This is a genomic window from Staphylococcus sp. 11262D007BW, from assembly GCF_053547815.1.
This window is the reverse complement of the sequence record NZ_JBPWPJ010000001.1, coordinates 1,369,119-1,391,807: the sequence shown is the minus strand read 5'-3', so window position 1 is coordinate 1,391,807 and position 22,689 is coordinate 1,369,119. Positions and strand designations below refer to the sequence as shown.

Below are 22,689 nucleotides of genomic sequence, written 5' to 3'. Positions count from 1 at the left end.
GCAGACTGTTGATACATGTTACATTACATCAAATTGCACAATGGCTTGATGACTGCGAAATTGATGATCGTTATCTTGACCATACGATATCAGGCGCAACGATTGACTCAAGACATATTGAAGAAGGCCAACTGTTTATTCCTTTTAAAGGGGAAAACGTAGACGGTCATCGTTTTTGTGAACAAGCATTAAAAGACGGGGCTGGCGCTGTGCTCTATGAAACAGATAGCGACATTGAGCCACCCACTGAAGGGCCGGTCATCTATGTCAAAAATACGTTGAGTGCATTACAACAACTTGCTGAACATTATTTAGCTTATGTGCAACCAACTGTTATTGCAGTAACAGGATCAAACGGTAAAACGACAACAAAAGATATGATCGAAAATTTACTATCAAGTCGCTACCGAGTTAAGAAAACACAAGGTAACTACAATAATGAAATTGGAATGCCGTTGACGATTCTTGAATTAGATGAAGATACAGAAGTTTCAATATTAGAAATGGGCATGTCAGGTTTTCACGAAATTGAATTACTTTCAAAGATTGCTAAACCAGACATCGCTGTCATTACAAACATCGGAGAATCTCACATGCAAGATTTAGGATCACGTGAAGGCATTGCTCAAGCCAAATTCGAAATTGTTCAGGGTCTCAAAAAAGATGGTTGCTTAATTTATGATGGAGATGAGCCGTTATTAAAACCACACGTTGAAACGTTAAAAGAAGCGAAAACGTATAGCGTAGGGTTAGGTAAAGAGAACCATCAACAGTGCCACATTATTGAACATAATCAATTTGGTATTACATTCTCAATCAATGGTAAGGAAGAATATTCCATCCCAGTGCTTGGTGAACATAATATGCAAAATGCAACGTTTGCCATCACGATCGCGCAGTTATTAGATGTTTCAAACGAAGCTATTCATGAGCAATTAAAATACTTAACACTAACAGGTATGAGAATGCAGAAGTTTCAATCGCCGAGTGGGGCATTAGTAATTAATGATGCCTATAATGCGAGTCCAACAAGTATGAAAGCAGCAATCGATACGCTATCTTCTATGGATGGACGTAAAATATTAATTCTTGGTGATGTGTTAGAATTGGGCGCACAATCGAAACAAATGCATGCATCAGTCGGTAGATATTTAGAAAATAAAAATATAGACATGATGTATACATTTGGTGAAGCGGCCATGGATATTCATGAAAAAGGAAAACACTTTGTAGAAGAAGCGATTCATTTTGATACGAAAGATAAAATGAGCAAGTATATTCGTTCGATCCTTCTTCAAAAAGATATCGTTCTTGTTAAAGGCTCTCGAGGCATGCATTTAGAAGAAGTTGTCGATGAATTGATTGAAGCAAAATAAGTGACGATTTATGAGACAAAGACTCATTTCTCTATTAAGAGAATTGGGTCTTTTTTGATTTAAACAGGGTAGACTCACTTTTAAAAGTTGCGTTGATTTTTCTGTTTAAAAGTCAACTTAACGAGTCGGATTTTAAAGTGACATCGTCCTCGTTTATTGCGATATTGTGACTTAGGTGGTAATATGTAGAAGTTAGATTAAACTTATATAACAAAATCATATAGAATTACGAACGATAAAGGAGAATTACTTTGCAAAATTTTATTGAACTAGGTGTTTCTGAAAAGACAGCAGAAACCCTTGAGGCTATGGGATTTACTGAGCCGACTCCCATTCAAAAAGACAGTATCCCATATGCACTTAAAAATGTAGATATACTCGGGCAAGCACAAACAGGGACAGGTAAAACAGGCGCCTTTGGTATCCCGTTGATTGAGAAGGTAGTAGGTAAGCAAGGTGTACAAGCATTGATTTTAGCACCTACACGAGAGCTTGCAATGCAGGTGGCTGAGCAATTAAGAGAATTTAGCCGAAATCAAAAGGTCCAAATTGTAACTGTTTTTGGTGGTATGCCGATCGATAGACAAATCAAATCGCTTAAAAAAGGCCCTCAAATTGTAGTTGGTACGCCAGGTCGAGTGATTGATCATATTAATAGACGCACTTTAAAAACACAAGATATTAAAACATTAATCCTTGATGAAGCTGACGAAATGATGAATATGGGCTTCATTGATGATATGCGTTATATTATGAGCAAATTACCATCTGAAAATCGTCAAACAATGCTCTTTTCAGCGACAATGCCAAAAGCAATTCAAGAACTTGTTCAAAACTTTATGAATGATCCAAAAATCATTAAAACAATGAACAATGAAATCTCTGATCCTCAAATTGATGAATACTATACAATTGTTAAAGAATTAGAGAAGTTTGAAACATTTACTAATTTCTTAGATGTTCATCAACCAGAACTTGCGATTGTTTTTGGACGTACGAAACGTCGTGTCGATGAATTAACAAGTGCTTTATTATCAAAAGGCTATAAAGCTGAAGGATTACATGGTGACATTACACAAGCTAAACGATTAGAAGTACTTAAAAAGTTTAAAAATGATCAATTAGACATCTTAGTAGCCACTGACGTAGCAGCGCGTGGTCTAGATATTTCAGGTGTAAGTCACGTATATAATTTTGATATTCCTCAAGATACTGAAAGCTATACTCACCGTATCGGCAGAACAGGTCGTGCGGGTAAGCATGGTATCGCTGTTACATTTGTTAACCCGATTGAGATGGACTATATCCGACAAATTGAACAAACAAATCGCCGTCAAATGCGTTCACTACGCCCACCATACCGTAAGGAAGTTTTAAAAGCACGTGAAGATGAAATTAAAAATAAAGTTGAAAAATGGGTAGCAGGCGAAAAAGAAGCTCGAATTGAAAAAATCGCAAAACAATTATTAGAGACATATAACCAAGAAGATTTAGTGACTGCACTATTACAAGAATTAGTTGAATCTAATGATGACGTTGAAATTCAATTAACTTTTGAAAAGCCACTTGCGCGTAAATCACGTTCACAAAAAGGTGGACGTAAAAGTAACAATAAACGTCATTCAAAATCTTCCCGAAATTTCAAATCAAATCACCATAAAAAAGGTAATAACAAACAAAAACGTGATGTAAAAGTGAAAAAAGGACGTACTTTTGCAGACCATCAAAAATAGATAGATGTTTAAGGAGAATGTAGTACACATGTGCTACGTTCTTTTTTTATGGATGAAGTAAAATGGCTCTATTCCAGCAAGAACCAATTGGATTTTTATAAAATAGATTTTTTGAGGCTCTCCATAATAATTAAGCTGTATGCTATAATAACCAATAACAAAATCAAGGAGTCGAGCGGAATGAAAGGGCAGTTTCATAGGAGTCCATTATGTACAAGACTTTATTTATTGCAATATAATTTACTGGATTTATTGGTGACGTTTATTATATTAGGCGCATTTATTTTTGCGGCGGTTTATTATCATTGGCCTCATTTTTGGTTGTACCTCTTTATAGGGCTAGCCATTATTGATCTCATTTACCGTATCATTTCTCCAATTTCCGAGTTTTATTTTACACAATATCGGGTGATAGATGAACGTATTGAGGTAAAACGTGGCCTTTGGTTTCAAGAATTAGATGTAATTAAAATTAAGCATATTCAATTTATGTCTCGACAAAGTGGTCCCTTAACACGTCGTCATCAGTTAAGCGCTCTAACATTATTTACGGCAGGGAACGTTTTAACATTGCCTTATTTAAAAGAAAGTGATGTCACCCACCTTGAAGACGATATTTTAAATGTTTTGGAAAGAGGTGATGTTAATGGATAATCCACAAAAATTACATCCCATCACGTACTTCACGGGTCTCATTAAGGTGATTAAACAGAACTTTATATTGATCATTATTTTTGTATTTTTTCAGATGAAAGATTTTGATTTTACAAATTGGAAGAGTTATATCGTACCGGGTGTTGTGACCCTTGCTTTTCTTGTTGGATTTATTAGATCGGCCATTATCACCTATAGAACGCGTTATTGGATTGAAGGAGATCATTTTATTGTGACTTCAGGGATTTTTAATTATGAACGTAAGGAGCTCGATATTAGACGTATTCAGTCCATTGATACTACACAAGATGTCGTTCATCGTATTGTTGGGGGTGTCAAATTGATTGTTAAGACACCGAGTGATGGTATTGATTTAGAAACGATTACGCGCCAACAAAGTGAACTGATTCGTGAGACATTACAAACAAAACAAAACCAACTTTTACATACGCAAACTGATGCGCCAACGGACTCGGTAACTTCAAGTGCGGAAGTTGAGAAGGAAGAAGTGCCTACAGAAGCACTATTTCGCTTATCTACAAAGAATTTGATTTTAATGTCTATGACAAACGAAGCGATTTTTGTGGCACTATTGACTATTGGACCTATTTTAGGTTCGATGACGGAGTTAATCCCATGGGAAGCGTTATTTGACACAGTAGGTACAGTGTTTAGAGGCGCCATTAGCACTACTATTTTTACAATTTGTGTTTTATTATTGATTAGTTACATAATCGGTATCGTAATCAATTTTGTGCGTTATTTTGGATTTATGTTGTACCGAAATGGTGACTTACTAACAGTGCGTTATGGTTTATTGAGTGTTAAAAATATGACGGTACCACTTTCTAGAGTTCAATCGATTATCGAAAAACAATCCTTTATTCAACGTTTATTTGGATACACTTCTTTTCAATTTGTGACGACAAGCGATATGAAAACCAATTTAGAAGATGATACAACAGACGGTAACGTCATCGTACTCCCATTTATTCAAAAAGAGGAAGCGTTAAAAATCTTTAGTGAGCTTGTGCCAGATACTGCTTTTTATAATGCTCAAAAAGGGTTACCATGGCGAGGATTCCATCGTCGTTTTTGGCTTTGGTGTATAGGACTTATCGTTGTCGGTGGTGTTGCAGAGTATTATTTAAATCAGTATATTGCTCATTGGTTATGGCTTCCTATTAGCGTGATTATTATCTATTCTATTATTCATAGTTTGCTTGCGGTGACACAAAGTGGTATGACAATCACTCAGCAAGAACTTACAGTGCGAAAAGTAAAGTTATTTAGTTTTGAAACAGATTACGTGAAGCATTCTAAGATTATCGGATTCTATCAGATGAGCCATCCATTCATGCAACGTGCGCAATTGAGACACTTTCATTTTGAGGTGGCAAGTGGTCAAGACTATCGTAAAATAGGACTCAAGTTCGCTGAAAATGAGCAAGCTCATCGTTGCTTTAATTGGTACATCAAAGGAGATGTGAATGATGCATAAAATGAGTAAAAATGGCATAAAAGTCATGCGTCAAGTGGCATGGATTTATGCGTTGATTGGATTATTGATCGTACTCGGACTTTTGATTACGAGCTTCTTTGTAGATGGTTTTGCGCAAAGCGTCTTGAGAATCTCAACGTTGGTGGCTGCTGTTCTTTTAATCATCTTTATCATCATTAGTGTCTGGATTAAACCGAAATACGAATACCTTAACTTTGGATACGCTTATAACGAGGAGTTCATAACCATTCGCAAAGGATTTTTATGGATTAAACAAGCGAAAATGCCGATTTTTCGTATTCAAAATATTGATATGGATGAAGGGTTTTTTATGAGAAAGTATGATTTAGTGACCATCACATTATCCAGTGCTGGAGGAAATCGTACACTCAAATTGTTAGATAAGATGGAAGCGAGTAAAGTAATGCAAAAAATAAAAACCAGTGCCGTACCTAGCGATCAATTTAATAGAAAATTAGATGATGAAATCGCAGAATTATCGAATGACAATGAGAGAGAAGAGGAAGACGTATGATTCACGGGATAGGTATAGATTTAATTGAAATTGATCGCTTACAAACGATTGTGAACCGAAAACCTCATTTCCCACAACGCATTTTATCTGAAAGTGAATTTAAAAAATATAATCAGATTTCGAGTCCAAAGCGACAAATTGAGTTTTTAGCTGGTCGTTTTGCTGTTAAAGAAGCATTTAGTAAAGCTTTAGGGACAGGTATTGGTAAGGAAGTTGCGTTTCAAGACATCCATTGTGAAAATGATGCAAACGGCCGTCCATATATTCAATTTGAAGGTTTTACTGTACATGTTTCCATTTCTCACACAGATCATTATGCAACAAGTCAAGTAGTGTTAGAAAAAGCTTAAAAAAGTTGTCTTACATCTATGGTTTGTGTTTAACGTAGCATCCTTTAGCCTGTTATAATTAGAATGAGATACATTTGAGGAGTGAGAAAGATATATGGCAGGTAAATACTATCGACCCACCGTTTTAAATATAGATTTAGAAGCAATTACTGAAAACTACAAAGCATTAAGCACATTACATGCTAATAAAACATTAATGGCAGTTGTAAAAGCGAATGCTTATGGTTTAGGTAGTGTTGCCATAGCGAATCATTTAAAATCATTAGGGGCAGAATTTTTCTGTGTCGCTACTTTAGATGAAGCGATAGAATTAAGAATGTATGGTATTCGCGAAAAAATATTGATTTTGTCGAGCATACCACCTTATGCAATTAATAAAGCCATTCAACACCGTGTGGCTATTGCAGCCCCATCAAAAGAATGGTTAGAAGAAACAATTCGTTATATTGATGAAGATACAAGTAAATCCGTTTGGTTACATATCAAAATAGATACAGGAATGAACCGTCTTGGCATTAAGGATGTACAAACTTACCGAGAAATGATTGAAATGATTCATGCGCATCCAAACTTAATATTTGAAGGTGCGTTTTCTCATTTTTCTTCTGCTGATGAAGAAAATGATTCAGCTCAAAAACAATACGAAATATTTGAAGCAATTGTAAAAGAAGCTGAACGTCCTGATTATGTTCATATCCAAAATTCTGCTGGTTCACTTCGTTTTGATCCGGCTTTATGCAATGCGTTCCGTTCAGGAATTGCATTATATGGGTATTACCCATCACCATTTATTGAACAAAAAGAGACAGCGCAGTTATATCCATCCGTTCAGTTAACCACAGAAGTGATGCAAGTGAAATCACTGAAAAAAGGTGAAGTCATTGGTTACGGCGAAACATATAAAGCTAAAGAAGATATGTATATTGCTTTATTACCAATTGGCTATGCGGATGGTTATTTAAGATGTATGCAAGGCGCTCACGTCAGTATTAATGGTGAACAGTGTGAAGTCGTTGGTCGTGTGAGTATGGATCAAATTGCTGTTCAAGTCCCATCTACTGTAAAATTAGGGGATTCCGCCGTTATTTTAGAACGCGCATCGCACCATCCTCAATCATTAGAAGCCATTGCTGAAAAGCAACAAACTATCAATTATGAAGTATTATGTAATTTTGGGCGTAGAATACCAAGAAATTATCACTTAGGACAAAAAACTGAAATATGGAATGAATTGTTAAAATAGTATGGTTAAATGAAATAAATTTTGTTATCATGATTATTAATTAGAGAATTTTTGTGTTGTATTGGTTTGGAGGTCCTAGTTATGTCAACGTTCAATCAAACAAGAGTTAAAACATTGGAACAGTCATTAAAAGAAGGTTACTTACAAATGGCAGATTTAAATCTCTCCCTAGCAACTGAAGCCTATTCGGTGGAATGTGAAGCATGTGATTGCAATGAATCACATTTAAGCAATTATAAGGACGACTAGATGAAGCGAGGAGACGTTTATCTAGCGGATTTATCTCCGGTGCAAGGGTCTGAACAAGGGGGAGTAAGACCCGTCGTCATTATCCAAAATGACACTGGAAATAAATATAGCCCGACAGTTATCGTCGCAGCGATAACGGGCAGAATTAACAAAGCTAAGATACCAACACATGTTGAAATTGAAAAACACAAATATAAACTGGATAAAGATTCAGTTATCTTATTAGAACAAATTAGAACCGTCGACAAAAAACGACTTAAAGAAAAATTAACCTACCTATCTGATAAAAAAATGAGAGAAGTTAATAATGCTCTCGGTATCAGTTTAGGTTTACATATGCAACATCACAGAAAAGATCAACATGCGAAGTGATTATTGATGGGAATATGTTTAAGGTTATTCATTTAGTAGTGTCATTATGGGGTGTATTTAATGTGAATGGGAATATGGTCTCACATTAACACAATAGCATTACTATAAATGAAAACTTCAAAAGTGACCGGTTTCTAAAAGTGCGTGTCACATGCTTTTTAGAAACTGGGTCACTTTATTTTTAGTAGGAAGGAAGCGTCACAATCAAATATACTGATCTTTTCCCTTTAAGCATCTTTGTTTTTGATAGTGCACCACGTCCTGCTGTTTAATTGAGTAAAGGGAGGCCATGTTATGTCTCAAGATTTAGAGTCATTATACTTTAATAAATTAGACGCATTGCTTCAAGCGAATGATTCTAAACTGCTTTCGGAATATTTAAGTAATTTTCCCGAGGTAAGTAGTTCAGAAGCGATACCACCCGAACGTATTATTAAATTACATAAAATGTATTTACAACAACACCATTTAACTGATGAGCAATTGAATTTAAGTATGGATTGGTTAGAAGCTGTCGTACAACAGTTTGGATATAATTATTCAGACTATAAGCGGCTTGTGGATCGTATGCAAGTGCATGAAAAAGAGATGGATGTGGCTTCTCAATTACAACAAACTATGCTTAAAACGGATATTCCTCAGTTTGATAGCATTCAAATCGGGGTTATTTCAGTGGCGGCACATCGGGTGAGTGGTGATTATTTTAATTTAATTGATCATAAAGATGGAACGATGAGTTTTGCTGTAGCAGATGTCATTGGTAAAGGCATTCCTGCTGCGCTTGCCATGAGTATGATTAAATTTGGTATGGATTCGTATGGACATTCTCAATTGCCTAATGATGGATTGAAACGATTGAATCGTGTTGTTGAGAAAAACGTCAATCAAAACATGTTTGTGACGATGTTTTATGGACTTTACGAAGATTTAAATCATGTATTGTATTGTAGTTCAGCGGGTCATGAACCAGGATATATTTATCGTGCCGAAACAGATGAGTTTGAAGAAATCAAAGTAAGAGGTCGTGTGTTAGGGGTTAGTCCTCATATGCGATATCAACAAGAAGAAATCAAAATTCATATTGACGATATGATTATTATTTTTACAGATGGTGTAACAGAAGTTCGGAATCAAGATGGTGAATTTATCGATACAAACTATTTATTTGATTTCATTTCATCATATAAAGATTTACATCCTCAAGATATTGTGCAACTGTTATATGAAGAGTTATTAAGGTTGCAAGGGAATAGTAAGCGTGATGATCTTACGATATTAATTATAAAAAGAGTAGATTAGTACTGAAATTGAGATTAAAACGACTTAAAAAGGGTAAATTTGGTTAGTAAAGGATAAATGTAGGAGTGGAACAAATCATGAACCTTAATATTGAAACACGAGAATTAGAATCCTGCTATGAAATAAAAGTTGAAGGCGAATTAGATGTAGCGACTGTACCACAACTTGAAAGTATTTTAATACCAATGAGACAAGAGGGCAGTCACGATATATATGTCAATCTTGAAAATTTAACCTATATGGACTCTACAGGTTTAGGATTGTTTGTTGGTACATTGAAAGCATTAAATCAACATAATCGAGAATTATATATATTAGGTACAAATGCACGCATTAAACGTTTGTTTGAAATCACAGGTTTAAGTGAATTAATGCATGTTAATGAAGGATCGGAGGTTGAATAATATGACACAACCTAATGAGTGTGTTGAAATGAAAGTTCCAGCAGCAGCACAATATGTCAGTTTAATTCGCTTAACATTATCAGGTGTCTTTTCTCAAGTAGGTGCATCTTATAATGATATTGAAGATGCTAAAATTGCGGTGAGTGAAGCGGTCACAAACGCGGTAAAGCATGCCTACAAAGATAAAGAAGAAAAAGGATTTATTAATGTTGTTTTTGAGATGTTTAACGACTATATTAAAATTACTGTATCAGACAAAGGTGAAAGTTTTGATTATCAAGAAACAAAAGCTAACCTTGGACCTTATCAAGACAACGAAAATGTTGACTTTTTAAGAGAAGGTGGGTTAGGGTTATTTTTAATAGAATCTTTAATGGATGAAGTAACCGTAGACAAAGATACAGGCGTGACAATTAGTATGATTAAGTATATCAGAAAAGAGCAGGTGCCAAACAATGACGAAAGAGCAGAAATCGGTTAAAAACGTTTCACCTGAACAAATTAATGAGTGGATTACATTACACCAACAAGAACATGATGAAGAAGCACAAGAGAGATTAGTTAAACATTATGAGAAGTTGATTGAATCACTTGCTTATAAGTATTCAAAAGGTCAATCGCATCATGAAGATTTAGTGCAAGTAGGTATGGTCGGTCTGATTGGTGCGATTAATCGATTTGATTTATCATATGATCGAAAATTTGAAGCCTTCTTGGTACCTACTGTTATAGGCGAAATAAAGCGTTATTTACGTGATAAAACATGGAGTGTTCATGTACCAAGACGGATCAAAGAAATCGGACCTAGAATTAAAAAAGTAAGTGACGAGTTAACCAATGAGTTAGAGCGCTCTCCATCTATACATGAAATTGCTGAGCGACTTGAAGTATCAGATGAAGATGTTTTAGAGGCAATGGAAATGGGTCAAAGCTATAATGCGCTAAGTGTGGACCATTCTATTGAAGCAGATAAAGATGGCTCAACCGTAACACTCCTTGATATTATGGGAACTCAAGATGATAATTACGATTTAACAGAAAAACGAATGATTTTAGAACGTATTTTACCCATTTTATCTGAAAGGGAACGTGAAATCATTCAATGCACATTTATTGATGGCTTAAGTCAAAAAGAAACTGGTGAACGCATAGGATTAAGTCAAATGCATGTTTCCAGATTACAACGTACAGCTATACGTAAATTGCAAGAAGCAGCAAAACAATAATATGTATCACAACCGCCTTTTCTAAAGTAAATGTTGAAGCAATCTTTAGGAAAGGCGATTTTATTTGATGCCATCTCATATTAAAGTAATAACTGAAGTAGAAAAGAAAGTGGTGACTAGAGTGGAAGATTCATTGATTCAAACAATTCAACAAACATATCAGTATACTAAAAAACAAATAGAAGCAGTGTTAAACCTCTTAGAAGATAATAATACAGTACCTTTTATTGCTAGATATCGAAAAGAAGCAACAGGTGGGCTAGACGAAGTAGAAATTAAGACGATCTCGGATGAATATCAATATATGGTACAGCTTCAAAACAGAAAAGATGAAGTAATACATAAAATTGAAGAACAAGGTTTGCTCACTGAAGCATTAAAAAAAGATATTTTAGCACAAACGAAACTGCAACGTGTCGAGGATTTATACCGTCCATATAAACAAAAGAAAAAAACAAGAGCAACAGAAGCTAAAAGAAAAGGATTAGACGCATTAGCTGAATGGATTTATGCTCAAGAGATGACAACTTCTTTAGAAGAACAAAGTAAGAAGTATATAAACGACGAAGTTAAAACAGTAGATGAGGCGATGCAAGGCGCTCAAGATATAATAGCTGAAAAGATTGCAGACCAACCACAATATCGGAAATATATCCTTGATAAGACTATGAAAAATGGAACGATTTTAACTCAAAAACGTAAAAAAGCAGAAGACGAAAAGAAAACATATGAAATGTATTATGAATACGAAGAATCGATTCGTCATATTGCCAATCATCGTATTTTAGCCATTAACCGTGGTGAAAAAGAAAAAGTATTAACCGTTAAAGTGGATACAGATAAAGAAGCTTTAATTCAATTTCTTACTAAAAAAGAAGTACGCCACCAGAATGCATTATCAGAGGTAGTTCACCAAGCTATTGAAGATGCGATGAAGCGACTTATCTTTCCTTCAATTGAGCGTGAAATACGCCATGAATTAACACAAGGTGCTGAAGAACAAGCAATTACTGTATTTAGTGAAAACTTAAAAAGTCTATTATTACAACCTCCTTTAAAAGGTAAACGCGTTTTAGGTGTTGACCCAGCTTTTCGAACAGGTTGTAAATTAGCTGCAATTAATCCAGTTGGCACGTTTCTTGATAAAACTGTTATTTACCCACATCCACCGATTTCAAAAAAAGAAGAAGCGGCTAAACGTTTTGTCGATATGGTTAAAAAACATGATATTGAACTGGTAGCGATCGGTAACGGGACAGCAAGTAGAGAAACAGAACAATTTGTAGCTCAAATGATTCAAGACTATCAGCTACAAGCGCAATTTATCATAGTCAATGAAGCGGGGGCTTCAGTTTATTCAGCTTCTGAAATTGCACGTCAAGAATTCCCAGACTTTCAAGTTGAAGAGCGAAGTGCCGTGTCAATTGGTCGACGCGTACAGGATCCTTTAAGTGAGCTCGTAAAAATCGACCCTAAATCTATAGGAGTAGGACAATACCAGCATGATGTTAATCAAAAAGCGTTGACGAATGCATTAGACTTCGTCGTGGAAACAGTAGTGAACCAGGTAGGCGTTAACGTAAATACAGCTTCTACTACATTACTACAACACGTATCTGGGCTTTCAAAACAAATCGCAAATAATATTGTCAATTATCGTGAGGAAAACGGTTTATTTACACATCATACAGACATTCAAAAAGTAAAACGTTTAGGCCAAAAGACATTTGAACAATCAATTGGATTTATGAGAATCGTAAATGGCACTGAACCATTAGATAACACAGCCATTCATCCAGAAAGTTATGGGGTAACTTATGAACTATTAAAAGCATTAGACTTACCTGTTCATGAATTAGGTTCTGACATAATGAAAGATAAACTGAAATCGTTATCTATCTCTACCTATGCCCACGAGTTAAATGTGGGTATACCGACATTAGAAGACATTATTAAAGCACTTATTTTACCTAATCGAGATCCAAGAGATGAGTATCAAACACCTGAACTTAAATCAGATGTGTTATCTATTGATGATTTATCTGCAGGTATGAAATTAACTGGTACTGTTCGAAATGTCGTTGATTTTGGTGCATTTGTAGATATTGGTGTTAAACAAGACGGGTTAGTGCATATTTCAAAACTGGCGAAGCAATTTGTTAAACACCCAATGGATATTGTTAAAGTAGGAGATATTGTGGACGTATGGGTACATGAAATTGATAAAGAAAAAGAAAAAGTTGCTTTAACAATGATTAATCCAAATGAAAAATAAAGCACTACAACACTTAACAGAACGTATTGCTAAAGAAGTGTTTGGTAAATCTTTTCAACATCAGGCCTATTTTAATCATCGTTTAAGCACAACAGGTGGAAGATACATGTTGAAAACACACCATATCGAAATAAATCCGAAGCAATATGAGATATATGGTAAAGAGGCGATAATACGTATTATAAAACATGAGCTATGTCATTATTTTTTACATCTAGAGGGGAAAGGTTATCAGCACAAAGATCAGGATTTTAAATGATTAAGTCATCAAGTAGGTGCGCCTCGTTATTGCGATCCTGTAAAAAACTATCATCAACGTGTTCGTTATCTTTATCGTTGTACTGCTTGTGGTCAACAATATCAGCGTATACGTCGTGTAAATACTCAAAAGTTAAGGTGTGGAAAGTGTCATGGCGTTCTGCATATGACTCATAAATATTAAAAGGTGTCAAAGTCAGGGCATATAGATTATGTTATGTCCTGACTTTTTGAATGTTTTATAATTCATTTCAAACAAATTACAAACTTATCGTTGACAAAGTAAAACAATCTATGTATAATTCTAAAAGTCGCTTCGTTGAAACAAGAACCGATATAAAAAACTTAAATAAAGTGTTGACATCTCTTAACACAAATAGTAATATAGATAACATCGAATTGATTAATTATTAAGAAATGATTACAAACATTAAAAAATATTTAAATTATTGTTGACTTCGCTTAAAGCACATGATACAATACTTATTGTTGTAATCGCCTAAGCGGTCGTGGCGGAATGGCAGACGCGCTAGGTTGAGGGCCTAGTGGGAGAGATCCCGTGGAGGTTCAAGTCCTCTCGGCCGCATCAACCATCAAATATATATTTTAATTACAATCAAGCGGGTGTAGTTTAATGGCAAAACCTCAGCCTTCCAAGCTGATGTTGTGGGTTCGATTCCCATCACCCGCTCCATTATTTGAGAGTTATTATTAATGAACATTGAAAACTGAATGACAATATGTCAACGTTAATTCCGATAAAATAGTGTTGAAACACTAAAGTGTGATTGACTTAATCAATCAACGAGCTAAATCAAGCTTACTCTAATATGGAGAGTTTGATCCTGGCTCAGGATGAACGCTGGCGGCGTGCCTAATACATGCAAGTCGAGCGAACTGACGAGGAGCTTGCTCCTTTGACGTTAGCGGCGGACGGGTGAGTAACACGTGGGTAACCTACCTATAAGACTGGAATAACTCCGGGAAACCGGGGCTAATGCCGGATAACATGTTGAACCGCATGGTTCTACAGTGAAAGACGGTCTTGCTGTCACTTATAGATGGACCCGCGCCGCATTAGCTAGTTGGTAAGGTAACGGCTTACCAAGGCAACGATGCGTAGCCGACCTGAGAGGGTGATCGGCCACACTGGAACTGAGACACGGTCCAGACTCCTACGGGAGGCAGCAGTAGGGAATCTTCCGCAATGGACGAAAGTCTGACGGAGCAACGCCGCGTGAGTGATGAAGGTCTTCGGATCGTAAAGCTCTGTTGTTAGGGAAGAACAAATGTGTAAGTAACTGTGCACTTCTTGACGGTACCTAACCAGAAAGCCACGGCTAACTACGTGCCAGCAGCCGCGGTAATACGTAGGTGGCAAGCGTTATCCGGAATTATTGGGCGTAAAGCGCGCGTAGGCGGTTTTTTAAGTCTGATGTGAAAGCCCACGGCTCAACCGTGGAGGGTCATTGGAAACTGGAAAACTTGAGTGCAGAAGAGGAAAGTGGAATTCCATGTGTAGCGGTGAAATGCGCAGAGATATGGAGGAACACCAGTGGCGAAGGCGGCTTTCTGGTCTGCAACTGACGCTGATGTGCGAAAGCGTGGGGATCAAACAGGATTAGATACCCTGGTAGTCCACGCCGTAAACGATGAGTGCTAAGTGTTAGGGGGTTTCCGCCCCTTAGTGCTGCAGCTAACGCATTAAGCACTCCGCCTGGGGAGTACGGTCGCAAGACTGAAACTCAAAGGAATTGACGGGGACCCGCACAAGCGGTGGAGCATGTGGTTTAATTCGAAGCAACGCGAAGAACCTTACCAAATCTTGACATCCTTTGATCGCTCTAGAGATAGAGTTTTCCTCTTCGGAGGACAAAGTGACAGGTGGTGCATGGTTGTCGTCAGCTCGTGTCGTGAGATGTTGGGTTAAGTCCCGCAACGAGCGCAACCCTTAAACTTAGTTGCCATCATTAAGTTGGGCACTCTAGGTTGACTGCCGGTGACAAACCGGAGGAAGGTGGGGATGACGTCAAATCATCATGCCCCTTATGATTTGGGCTACACACGTGCTACAATGGACAATACAAAGGGTAGCGAAACCGCGAGGTCAAGCAAATCCCATAAAGTTGTTCTCAGTTCGGATTGTAGTCTGCAACTCGACTACATGAAGCTGGAATCGCTAGTAATCGTAGATCAGCATGCTACGGTGAATACGTTCCCGGGTCTTGTACACACCGCCCGTCACACCACGAGAGTTTGTAACACCCGAAGCCGGTGGAGTAACCATTTGGAGCTAGCCGTCGAAGGTGGGACAAATGATTGGGGTGAAGTCGTAACAAGGTAGCCGTATCGGAAGGTGCGGCTGGATCACCTCCTTTCTAAGGATATATACGGAATATCACCTTCAGGTGATAAACGGATTAACGTGACATATTGTATTCAGTTTTGAATGCTCATATTAATGAGGATTCATGATTGTACATTGAAAACTAGATAAGTAAGTATAGATTTTACCAAGCAAAAACCGAGTTACAAGCGAACGCTTGAAACAAACAATTATCGCTAGTCGTTGAAAAACGACTCACATAATTAATAACTGGTGATGATAACGAGTGTTCTGTAATAGAAGTGATAGACGTGAATGAAAACGTTTGTCAGTCTATGAATCATGAACAAGAACGAAGGCGCTTACTACGCGTAAGTAACTGAGTGATTGTGAAATGATGAAGCAGAATGCAAGCGTTTATCAGAACGTCTAGATTAAGTTATTAAGGGCGCACGGTGAATGCCTTGGCACTAGAAGCCGAAGAAGGACGTTACTAACGACGATATGCTTTGGGGAGCTGTAAGTAAGCTGTGATCCAGAGATTTCCGAATGGGGAAACCCAGCACGAGTCATGTCGTGTTATCCATGTGTGAATTCATAGCACATGAGAAGGTAGACCCGGAGAACTGAAACATCTTAGTACCCGGAGGAAGAGAAAGAAAAATCGATTCCCTGAGTAGCGGCGAGCGAAACGGGAAGAGCCCAAACCAACAAGCTTGCTTGTTGGGGTTGTAGGACACTCTTATGGAGTTACAAAAGAATGAGTTAGACGAATAACCTGGAAAGGTTAATCAAAGAAGGTAACAATCCTGTAGTCGAAAGCTGATTCTCTCTTGAGTGGATCCTGAGTACGACGGAGCACGTGAAATTCCGTCGGAATCTGGGAGGACCATCTCCCAAGGCTAAATACTCTCTAGTGACCGATAGTGAACCAGTACCGTGAGGGAAAGGTGAAAAGTACCCCGGAAGGGGAGTGAAAGAGAACTTGAAACCGTGTGCTTACAAGTAGTCAGAGCCCGTTAATGGGTGATGGCGTGCCTTTTGTAGAATGAACCGGCGAGTTACGATCTGATGCAAGGTTAAGCAGGAAATGTGGAGCCGTAGCGAAAGCGAGTCTGAATAGGGCGAATGAGTATTTGGTCGTAGACCCGAAACCAGGTGATCTACCCTTGGTCAGGTTGAAGTTCAGGTAACACTGAATGGAGGACCGAACCGACTTACGTTGAAAAGTGAGCGGATGAACTGAGGGTAGCGGAGAAATTCCAATCGAACTTGGAGATAGCTGGTTCTCTCCGAAATAGCTTTAGGGCTAGCCTCAAGTGATGATTATTGGAGGTAGAGCACTGTTTGGACGAGGGGCCCCTCTCGGGTTACCGAATTCAGACAAACTCCGAATGCCAAATAATTTAACTTGGGAGTCAGAACGTGGGTGATAAGATCCATGTTCGAAAGGGAAACAGCCCAGACCACCAGCTAAGGTCCCAAAATATATGTTAAGTGGAAAAGGATGTGGCGTTGCCCAGACAACTAGGATGTTGGCTTAGAAGCAGCCATCATTTAAAGAGTGCGTAATAGCTCACTAGTCGAGTGACACTGCGCCGAAAATGTACCGGGGCTAAACATATTACCGAAGCTGTGGATTGTCCTTTGGACAATGGTAGGAGAGCGTTCTAAGGGCGGTGAAGCATGATCGCAAGGACATGTGGAGCGCTTAGAAGTGAGAATGCCGGTGTGAGTAGCGAAAGACGGGTGAGAATCCCGTCCACCGATTGACTAAGGTTTCCAGAGGAAGGCTCGTCCGCTCTGGGTTAGTCGGGTCCTAAGCTGAGGCCGATAGGCGTAGGCGATGGATAACAGGTTGATATTCCTGTACCACCAACAATCGTTTTAAGCGATGGGGGGACGCAGTAGGATAGGCGAAGCGTGCTGTTGGAGTGCACGTCCAAGCAGTGAGACTGAGTGTTAGGCAAATCCGGCACTCATAAGGTCAGGCTGTGATGGGGAGAGGAAATTGTTTCCTCGAGTCGTTGATTTCACACTGCCGAGAAAAGCCTCTAGCTAGATATTTGGTGCCCGTACCGCAAACCGACACAGGTAGTCAAGATGAGAATTCTAAGGTGAGCGAGCGAACTCTCGTTAAGGAACTCGGCAAAATGACCCCGTAACTTCGGGAGAAGGGGTGCTCTTTGGGGTTCACGCTCCGAAGAGCCGCAGTGAATAGGCCCAAGCGACTGTTTATCAAAAACACAGGTCTCTGCTAAACCGTAAGGTGATGTATAGGGGCTGACGCCTGCCCGGTGCTGGAAGGTTAAGAGGAGTGGTTAGCTTCTGCGAAGCCACGAATCGAAGCCCCAGTAAACGGCGGCCGTAACTATAACGGTCCTAAGGTAGCGAAATTCCTTGTCGGGTAAGTTCCGACCCGCACGAAAGGCGTAACGATTTGGGCACTGTCTCAACGAGAGACTCGGTGAAATCATAGTACCGGTGAAGATGCCGGTTACCCGCGACAGGACGGAAAGACCCCGTGGAGCTTTACTGTAGCCTGATATTGAAATTCGGTACAGTTTGTACAGGATAGGTAGGAGCCTTAGAAGCGTGAGCGCTAGCTTACGTGGAGGCATTGGTGGGATACTACCCTAATTGTATTGGATTTCTAACTCGCAGCACTGATCGTGCTGGAAGACAGTGTCAGGCGGGCAGTTTGACTGGGGCGGTCGCCTCCTAAAGTGTAACGGAGGCGCTCAAAGGTTCCCTCAGAATGGTTGGAAATCATTCAAAGAGTGTAAAGGCATAAGGGAGCTTGACTGCGAGACCTACAAGTCGAGCAGGGTCGAAAGACGGACTTAGTGATCCGGTGGTTCCGCATGGAAGGGCCATCGCTCAACGGATAAAAGCTACCCCGGGGATAACAGGCTTATCTCCCCCAAGAGTTCACATCGACGGGGAGGTTTGGCACCTCGATGTCGGCTCATCGCATCCTGGGGCTGTAGTCGGTCCCAAGGGTTGGGCTGTTCGCCCATTAAAGCGGTACGCGAGCTGGGTTCAGAACGTCGTGAGACAGTTCGGTCCCTATCCGTCGTGGGCGTAGGAAATTTGAGAGGAGCTGTCCTTAGTACGAGAGGACCGGGATGGACATACCTCTGGTGTACCAGTTGTCGTGCCAACGGCATAGCTGGGTAGCTATGTATGGACGGGATAAGTGCTGAAAGCATCTAAGCATGAAGCCCCCCTCGAGATGAGATTTCCCAACTTCGGTTATAAGATCCCTCAAAGATGATGAGGTTAATAGGTTCGAGGTGGAAGCGTAGCGATACGTGGAGCTGACGAATACTAATCGATCGAAGACTTAATCAATTTTAATAACTCAGGCGATTGCTTGAAAATCTACTTACTATCTAGTTTTGAATGTATAATACATTCAAGTTTATCTGGTGCCAATGGCAAAGAGGTCACACCTGTTCCCATGCCGAACACAGAAGTTAAGCTCTTTAGCGCCGATGGTAGTCGGACTGACGTTCCGCAAGAGTAGGACGGCGCCAGGTAGAGTTAAACGATAGTTGCTTTCATATAATGAAAGTAGCTATCGTTTTTTTAGTTATTATTGAAGGTTAAAAACCTACATTCAGCGATGGTAAACTTAATGTAGTTTTTTTGTTTAAATGAGTAATGAATACAGCATTTTGTTTTCATTAATATAAATATTTTTAGGATCAAATTGACTAACTCGTTGTAATAGGGCACTACGGTCTTCATGATTTTGGAGTTGAATGCCGATGATGACTGTCCCCGTGTTTTGTGACGTCTTTTTCAAGTATTCAAATTTAGTAATGTCATCTTGAGGACCTAATACTTCATTAACAAATTGTCTCAGAGCGCCAGGGCGCTGTGGGAAATTTAGAATAAAGTAGTGTTTCATTTCTTCAAATAACAATGAGCGCTCTTCAATTTCTTTCATTCGATTAATATCATTGTTACCACCACTAATGATACAAACGACATTTTTTCCTTTAATATGTTGTTTAAATTGTTCGAGTGCACTGACACTTAACGCGCCTGCAGGTTCTGCTACAATGGCTTGTTTAGAATACATATCAAGAATGGTTGAACACACTGCACCTTCATCTATCTGTAAGTAGTGATGTAATAAGTTTTTGCAAATATTGAATGTGATGTCTCCCACACGTGCAACAGAGGCACCATCTACAAATTTATCAATATTTTGTAGGGTAACCACTTTGTTTTGACTGACTGATTCAAACATACTACTTGCGCCTAATGGTTCTACACCAATCAGTTGAGTTTGTGGGGCATGTTCGGCAAAGTATGTTGCGATACCAGACATCAACCCGCCACCACCAATTGCCCCAAAGACGTAATCAAAAGTAATTTGTGATTCATGGGCTGTTTCTAAAATTTCTTTTGCTACTGTACCTTGGCCTGCAATTGTATGAATGTTATTAAATGGATCAATAAAAGTCATATTATGCGATGTGGTATAGGCTAATGCTTCTTTTAAACAATCGTCGAACGTGTCGCCAATTAATTGTATATCCACATTAGAGCCTCCGAAAAATCGAACTTGATTAATTTTTTGATTAGGGGTAGTGACTGGCATAAAAATGACAGCTTTTAAGTTCAATTGTTGGGCAGTAAATGCGACACCTTGGGCATGATTACCTGCACTTGCACATGTTATCCCTTTTTGTTGTTGCTCTCTAGGTAACACAGAGATCGCATTGTATGCGCCACGCAACTTAAATGAGCGTACCCATTGAAGATCTTCGCGTTTTAAATAAACATTACATTCATATTTTTGAGAAAGATAATGATCTTTTTCAAGTGGTGTTTCTTTGACAGTTTGGTTAAGACGTAAAAAGGCATCATCTACGTCTTGAGCTGTTACTGTTTGTTTTTCTACAGCCATAGTATTCACTCCTCGTTGTGCTTAGTTTTGTCGTTCGTATTGTTTGATTTCATCCTCATATTGTAGTGTTAAATCGATATCGTCCAGTCCATTTTCAAGTTTATACTTCCAAGCTTTATCAATATCAAAATGAATTTTTTGATCAGGTAATTCAATGATTTGTTGTGGAAGGTCAATAGTGATGGTTGTGTGTTCAGCAATAGCCTTACGATTAGCCTCGTTAAGTTTGATTGGTAGAATGGCATTTTTGGTACAATTCATATAAAAGATGTCACTAAAGCTATCAGCAATGACAATATCAATACCAAAATCCTTAAGTGCCCACGCGGCGTGTTCTCGACTGGAACCACATCCGAAATTATCGCCTGTCACTAAAATTGTCGCATCTTTATATTCAGGTTGATTGAGTACAAAATCAGGATTAGGAGATCCATCTTCCAAATAGCGCCATTCATCAAACAAAAATTGACCGAACCCTGTTTTAGTAATTCTTTTTAAATGATACTTAGGAATAATTTGATTAGTATCGATATTATGATGAAAAAGCGGTGCGATTTTACCTGTATAACGTTGAATCGGTTTAATTTTCATGTTGAGCAACCACCTTTCGTACATCAATAAATCGACCGTGAATGGCAGCAGCGGCAGCCATTGCTGGAGAGACTAAATGCGTTCTAGCGCCTTTACCTTGTCTGCCTTCAAAATTACGGTTACTTGTAGAAGCACAGTGTACACCATTTGGCACTTGGTCTGGATTCATGCCTAAGCACATACTACAACCAGGTTCACGCCATTCAAATCCAGCGTCTTTAAAAATGGTATCTAATCCAAGTTGTTCGGCTTGTTGCTTCACTTTACGAGAACCTGGCACTACTATCGCGGTAATATTTGGGTGAACTTTTTGATTTTTAACATATTTACTAGCTTCTTTTAGATCTGATAACCGTGCATTGGTACAAGAGCCAAGGAATACGTAACCAAGAGGGATATCAGATGCTGTTTGACCTGGTTTTAAGCCCATATAGCGATAAGCTCTTTCATCATTATCATTTTTTATTTCAGGGAAAGGGGTGCTAAAGTGAACACCCATTTCTGGACTTGTGCCCCAAGTCACTTGAGGTTCCAAATCGCTAACATCAATATGAATCGTATGATCAAATTCAGCATCTGTATCTGAATAAAGTTGTTGCCATTCTTGGATTTTTTCGTTGATATCGCTGGTATAAGGACGGTTTTTTAAATAATTAAAAGTCGTTTCATCTGGTTGAATGAGGCCATATTTTGCACCCGCTTCAATGGCCATGTTACAAATAGTCATGCGTTCTTCCATCGACAATTGTTGAATAGTTTCACCTGTAAATTCTAGTGCATAGCCCGTTCCAAAATGCACACCATAATGATTAATAAGATATAGAATAATATCCTTAGCATAGACGCCAGGGGGTAACTGCCCGTTGACCTCTATTTTTAAATTTTTAGGTTTAGTTTGCCAGATCGATTGTGTTGCAAAGACATGTTCCACTTCACTTGTTCCAATACCAAAAGCGATGGCACCAAAAGCACCATGTGTTGCAGTATGACTATCGCCACATACAATGGTTTTACCAGGTTGCGTTAGCCCGAGTTCAGGTCCTACCATATGCACGATTCCTTGTTCATCACTTCCCATATCAAACAATGTGACATCAAATGCTTTACAATTATTTTGTAGCGTTTCAATTTGTTTTAAAGCAATGTCATCTTTAATATTAAAAATATCTTTAGTTGGGACATTATGATCAATCGTTGCAAACGTTAAATCAGGACGACGTAAAGAACGACGATTCATTCTCAAACCTTCAAAGGCTTGAGGGGATGTGACTTCATGGATTAAGTGTAAATCGACATATAATAGTTGCGGTTCGCCTTCTTTACCAGTAATCGTATGGTTGTTCCAAATTTTATCAAATAGTGTTTGTCCCATT

17 protein-coding genes, 2 tRNA genes, 3 rRNA genes and 1 pseudogene are annotated in these 22,689 nt (G+C 38.6%); 20 read left to right on the top strand and 3 right to left on the bottom strand.

Annotated elements, in window-relative coordinates:
• Nucleotides 1-8 precede the first annotated feature (8 nt).
• The 20 genes and pseudogenes from ACEE93_RS06905 (at nt 9) to rrf (ending at nt 19,343) form a co-directional block, all read left to right on the top strand.
• The gene (locus ACEE93_RS06905) at nt 9-1,376 is read left to right on the top strand and encodes a UDP-N-acetylmuramoyl-tripeptide--D-alanyl-D-alanine ligase (protein ID WP_449156016.1); all 1,368 of its coding nucleotides are present in this window, start codon (nt 9-11) and stop codon (nt 1,374-1,376) included.
• A 251-nt stretch (nt 1,377-1,627) separates the two neighbouring features.
• Nucleotides 1,628-3,109 (top strand): degradosome RNA helicase CshA, encoded by a 1,482-nt coding sequence (cshA, locus tag ACEE93_RS06900; RefSeq protein WP_449156015.1) that lies wholly within the window; start codon nt 1,628-1,630, stop codon nt 3,107-3,109.
• A gap of 48 nt (nt 3,110-3,157) precedes the next feature.
• Complete coding sequence (locus ACEE93_RS06895; protein WP_449156471.1) at nt 3,158-3,763, top strand: PH domain-containing protein; 606 nt, start codon at nt 3,158-3,160, stop codon at nt 3,761-3,763.
• The gene (locus ACEE93_RS06890) at nt 3,756-5,264 is read left to right on the top strand and encodes a PH domain-containing protein (RefSeq protein WP_449156013.1); all 1,509 of its coding nucleotides are present in this window, start codon (nt 3,756-3,758) and stop codon (nt 5,262-5,264) included. The genes ACEE93_RS06895 and ACEE93_RS06890 overlap by 8 nt, the downstream gene beginning before the upstream one ends.
• Nucleotides 5,257-5,799 carry a PH domain-containing protein gene (locus ACEE93_RS06885; RefSeq protein ID WP_449156012.1) on the top strand — a complete coding sequence of 181 codons (543 nt, stop codon included), beginning with the start codon at nt 5,257-5,259 and terminating at the stop codon, nt 5,797-5,799. Before ACEE93_RS06890 ends, ACEE93_RS06885 begins: the two co-directional genes overlap by 8 nt.
• Nucleotides 5,796-6,149: a holo-ACP synthase gene (gene acpS / locus ACEE93_RS06880; RefSeq protein ID WP_449156011.1), complete on the top strand. Its 354-nt coding sequence runs from the start codon at nt 5,796-5,798 to the stop codon at nt 6,147-6,149. Before ACEE93_RS06885 ends, acpS begins: the two co-directional genes overlap by 4 nt.
• 94 nt (nt 6,150-6,243) lie before the next feature.
• Nucleotides 6,244-7,392 carry an alanine racemase gene (gene alr, locus ACEE93_RS06875; protein ID WP_449156470.1) on the top strand — a complete coding sequence of 383 codons (1,149 nt, stop codon included), beginning with the start codon at nt 6,244-6,246 and terminating at the stop codon, nt 7,390-7,392.
• Nucleotides 7,393-7,473: 81 nt separating this feature from the next.
• Nucleotides 7,474-7,641: a type II toxin-antitoxin system antitoxin MazE gene (gene mazE / locus ACEE93_RS06870; RefSeq protein ID WP_449156009.1), complete on the top strand. Its 168-nt coding sequence runs from the start codon at nt 7,474-7,476 to the stop codon at nt 7,639-7,641.
• On the top strand, nt 7,642-8,013 hold the full coding sequence (locus ACEE93_RS06865; protein WP_449156008.1) for a type II toxin-antitoxin system PemK/MazF family toxin: 372 nt from the start codon (nt 7,642-7,644) through the stop codon (nt 8,011-8,013). It begins immediately after the preceding gene.
• A 294-nt stretch (nt 8,014-8,307) separates the two neighbouring features.
• The gene (locus ACEE93_RS06860; protein ID WP_449156007.1) at nt 8,308-9,312 is read left to right on the top strand and encodes a PP2C family protein-serine/threonine phosphatase; all 1,005 of its coding nucleotides are present in this window, start codon (nt 8,308-8,310) and stop codon (nt 9,310-9,312) included.
• Nucleotides 9,313-9,389: 77 nt separating this feature from the next.
• Nucleotides 9,390-9,716, top strand: coding sequence for an anti-sigma factor antagonist (locus tag ACEE93_RS06855; protein ID WP_449156469.1), 327 nt, complete (start codon nt 9,390-9,392; stop codon nt 9,714-9,716).
• Between the two features lies 1 nt (nt 9,717).
• Nucleotides 9,718-10,197: an anti-sigma B factor RsbW gene (rsbW, locus tag ACEE93_RS06850; protein ID WP_449156005.1), complete on the top strand. Its 480-nt coding sequence runs from the start codon at nt 9,718-9,720 to the stop codon at nt 10,195-10,197.
• The gene (gene sigB / locus ACEE93_RS06845; protein WP_449156004.1) at nt 10,172-10,942 is read left to right on the top strand and encodes an RNA polymerase sigma factor SigB; all 771 of its coding nucleotides are present in this window, start codon (nt 10,172-10,174) and stop codon (nt 10,940-10,942) included. The genes rsbW and sigB overlap by 26 nt, the downstream gene beginning before the upstream one ends.
• 121 nt (nt 10,943-11,063) lie before the next feature.
• The gene (locus ACEE93_RS06840) at nt 11,064-13,217 is read left to right on the top strand and encodes a Tex family protein (RefSeq protein WP_449156067.1); all 2,154 of its coding nucleotides are present in this window, start codon (nt 11,064-11,066) and stop codon (nt 13,215-13,217) included.
• Nucleotides 13,207-13,659, top strand: a pseudogene (locus ACEE93_RS06835) (SprT family protein). The gene ACEE93_RS06840 and the pseudogene ACEE93_RS06835 overlap by 11 nt, the downstream one beginning before the upstream one ends.
• Nucleotides 13,660-13,978: 319 nt before the next feature.
• Nucleotides 13,979-14,061, top strand: a tRNA-Leu gene (locus ACEE93_RS06830).
• Between the two features lie 34 nt (nt 14,062-14,095).
• A tRNA-Gly gene (locus tag ACEE93_RS06825) sits at nt 14,096-14,169 on the top strand.
• 133 nt (nt 14,170-14,302) lie between these two features.
• Nucleotides 14,303-15,853: ribosomal RNA gene (locus ACEE93_RS06820) — 16S ribosomal RNA — on the top strand.
• A gap of 380 nt (nt 15,854-16,233) precedes the next feature.
• Nucleotides 16,234-19,155, top strand: a 23S ribosomal RNA gene (locus ACEE93_RS06815).
• Nucleotides 19,156-19,228: 73 nt separating this feature from the next.
• Nucleotides 19,229-19,343 (top strand): 5S ribosomal RNA (rrf, locus tag ACEE93_RS06810).
• Together the 16S, 23S and 5S rRNA genes with 2 tRNA genes alongside form the textbook arrangement of a ribosomal RNA operon.
• A 113-nt stretch (nt 19,344-19,456) precedes the next feature.
• On the opposite strand, the gene ilvA is transcribed toward rrf, so the two are convergent.
• The 3 genes from ilvA to leuC are packed head-to-tail and all read right to left on the bottom strand — an operon-like array spanning nt 19,457 to nt 22,688.
• Complete coding sequence (gene ilvA, locus ACEE93_RS06805; RefSeq protein WP_449155759.1) at nt 19,457-20,725, bottom strand: threonine ammonia-lyase IlvA; 1,269 nt, start codon at nt 20,723-20,725, stop codon at nt 19,457-19,459.
• Between the two features lie 21 nt (nt 20,726-20,746).
• Nucleotides 20,747-21,316 (bottom strand): 3-isopropylmalate dehydratase small subunit, encoded by a 570-nt coding sequence (gene leuD / locus ACEE93_RS06800; RefSeq protein ID WP_449155760.1) that lies wholly within the window; start codon nt 21,314-21,316, stop codon nt 20,747-20,749.
• Nucleotides 21,306-22,688: a 3-isopropylmalate dehydratase large subunit gene (leuC, locus tag ACEE93_RS06795; protein WP_449156468.1), complete on the bottom strand. Its 1,383-nt coding sequence runs from the start codon at nt 22,686-22,688 to the stop codon at nt 21,306-21,308. The genes leuD and leuC overlap by 11 nt, the downstream gene beginning before the upstream one ends.
• Nucleotide 22,689: the final 1 nt, after the last annotated feature.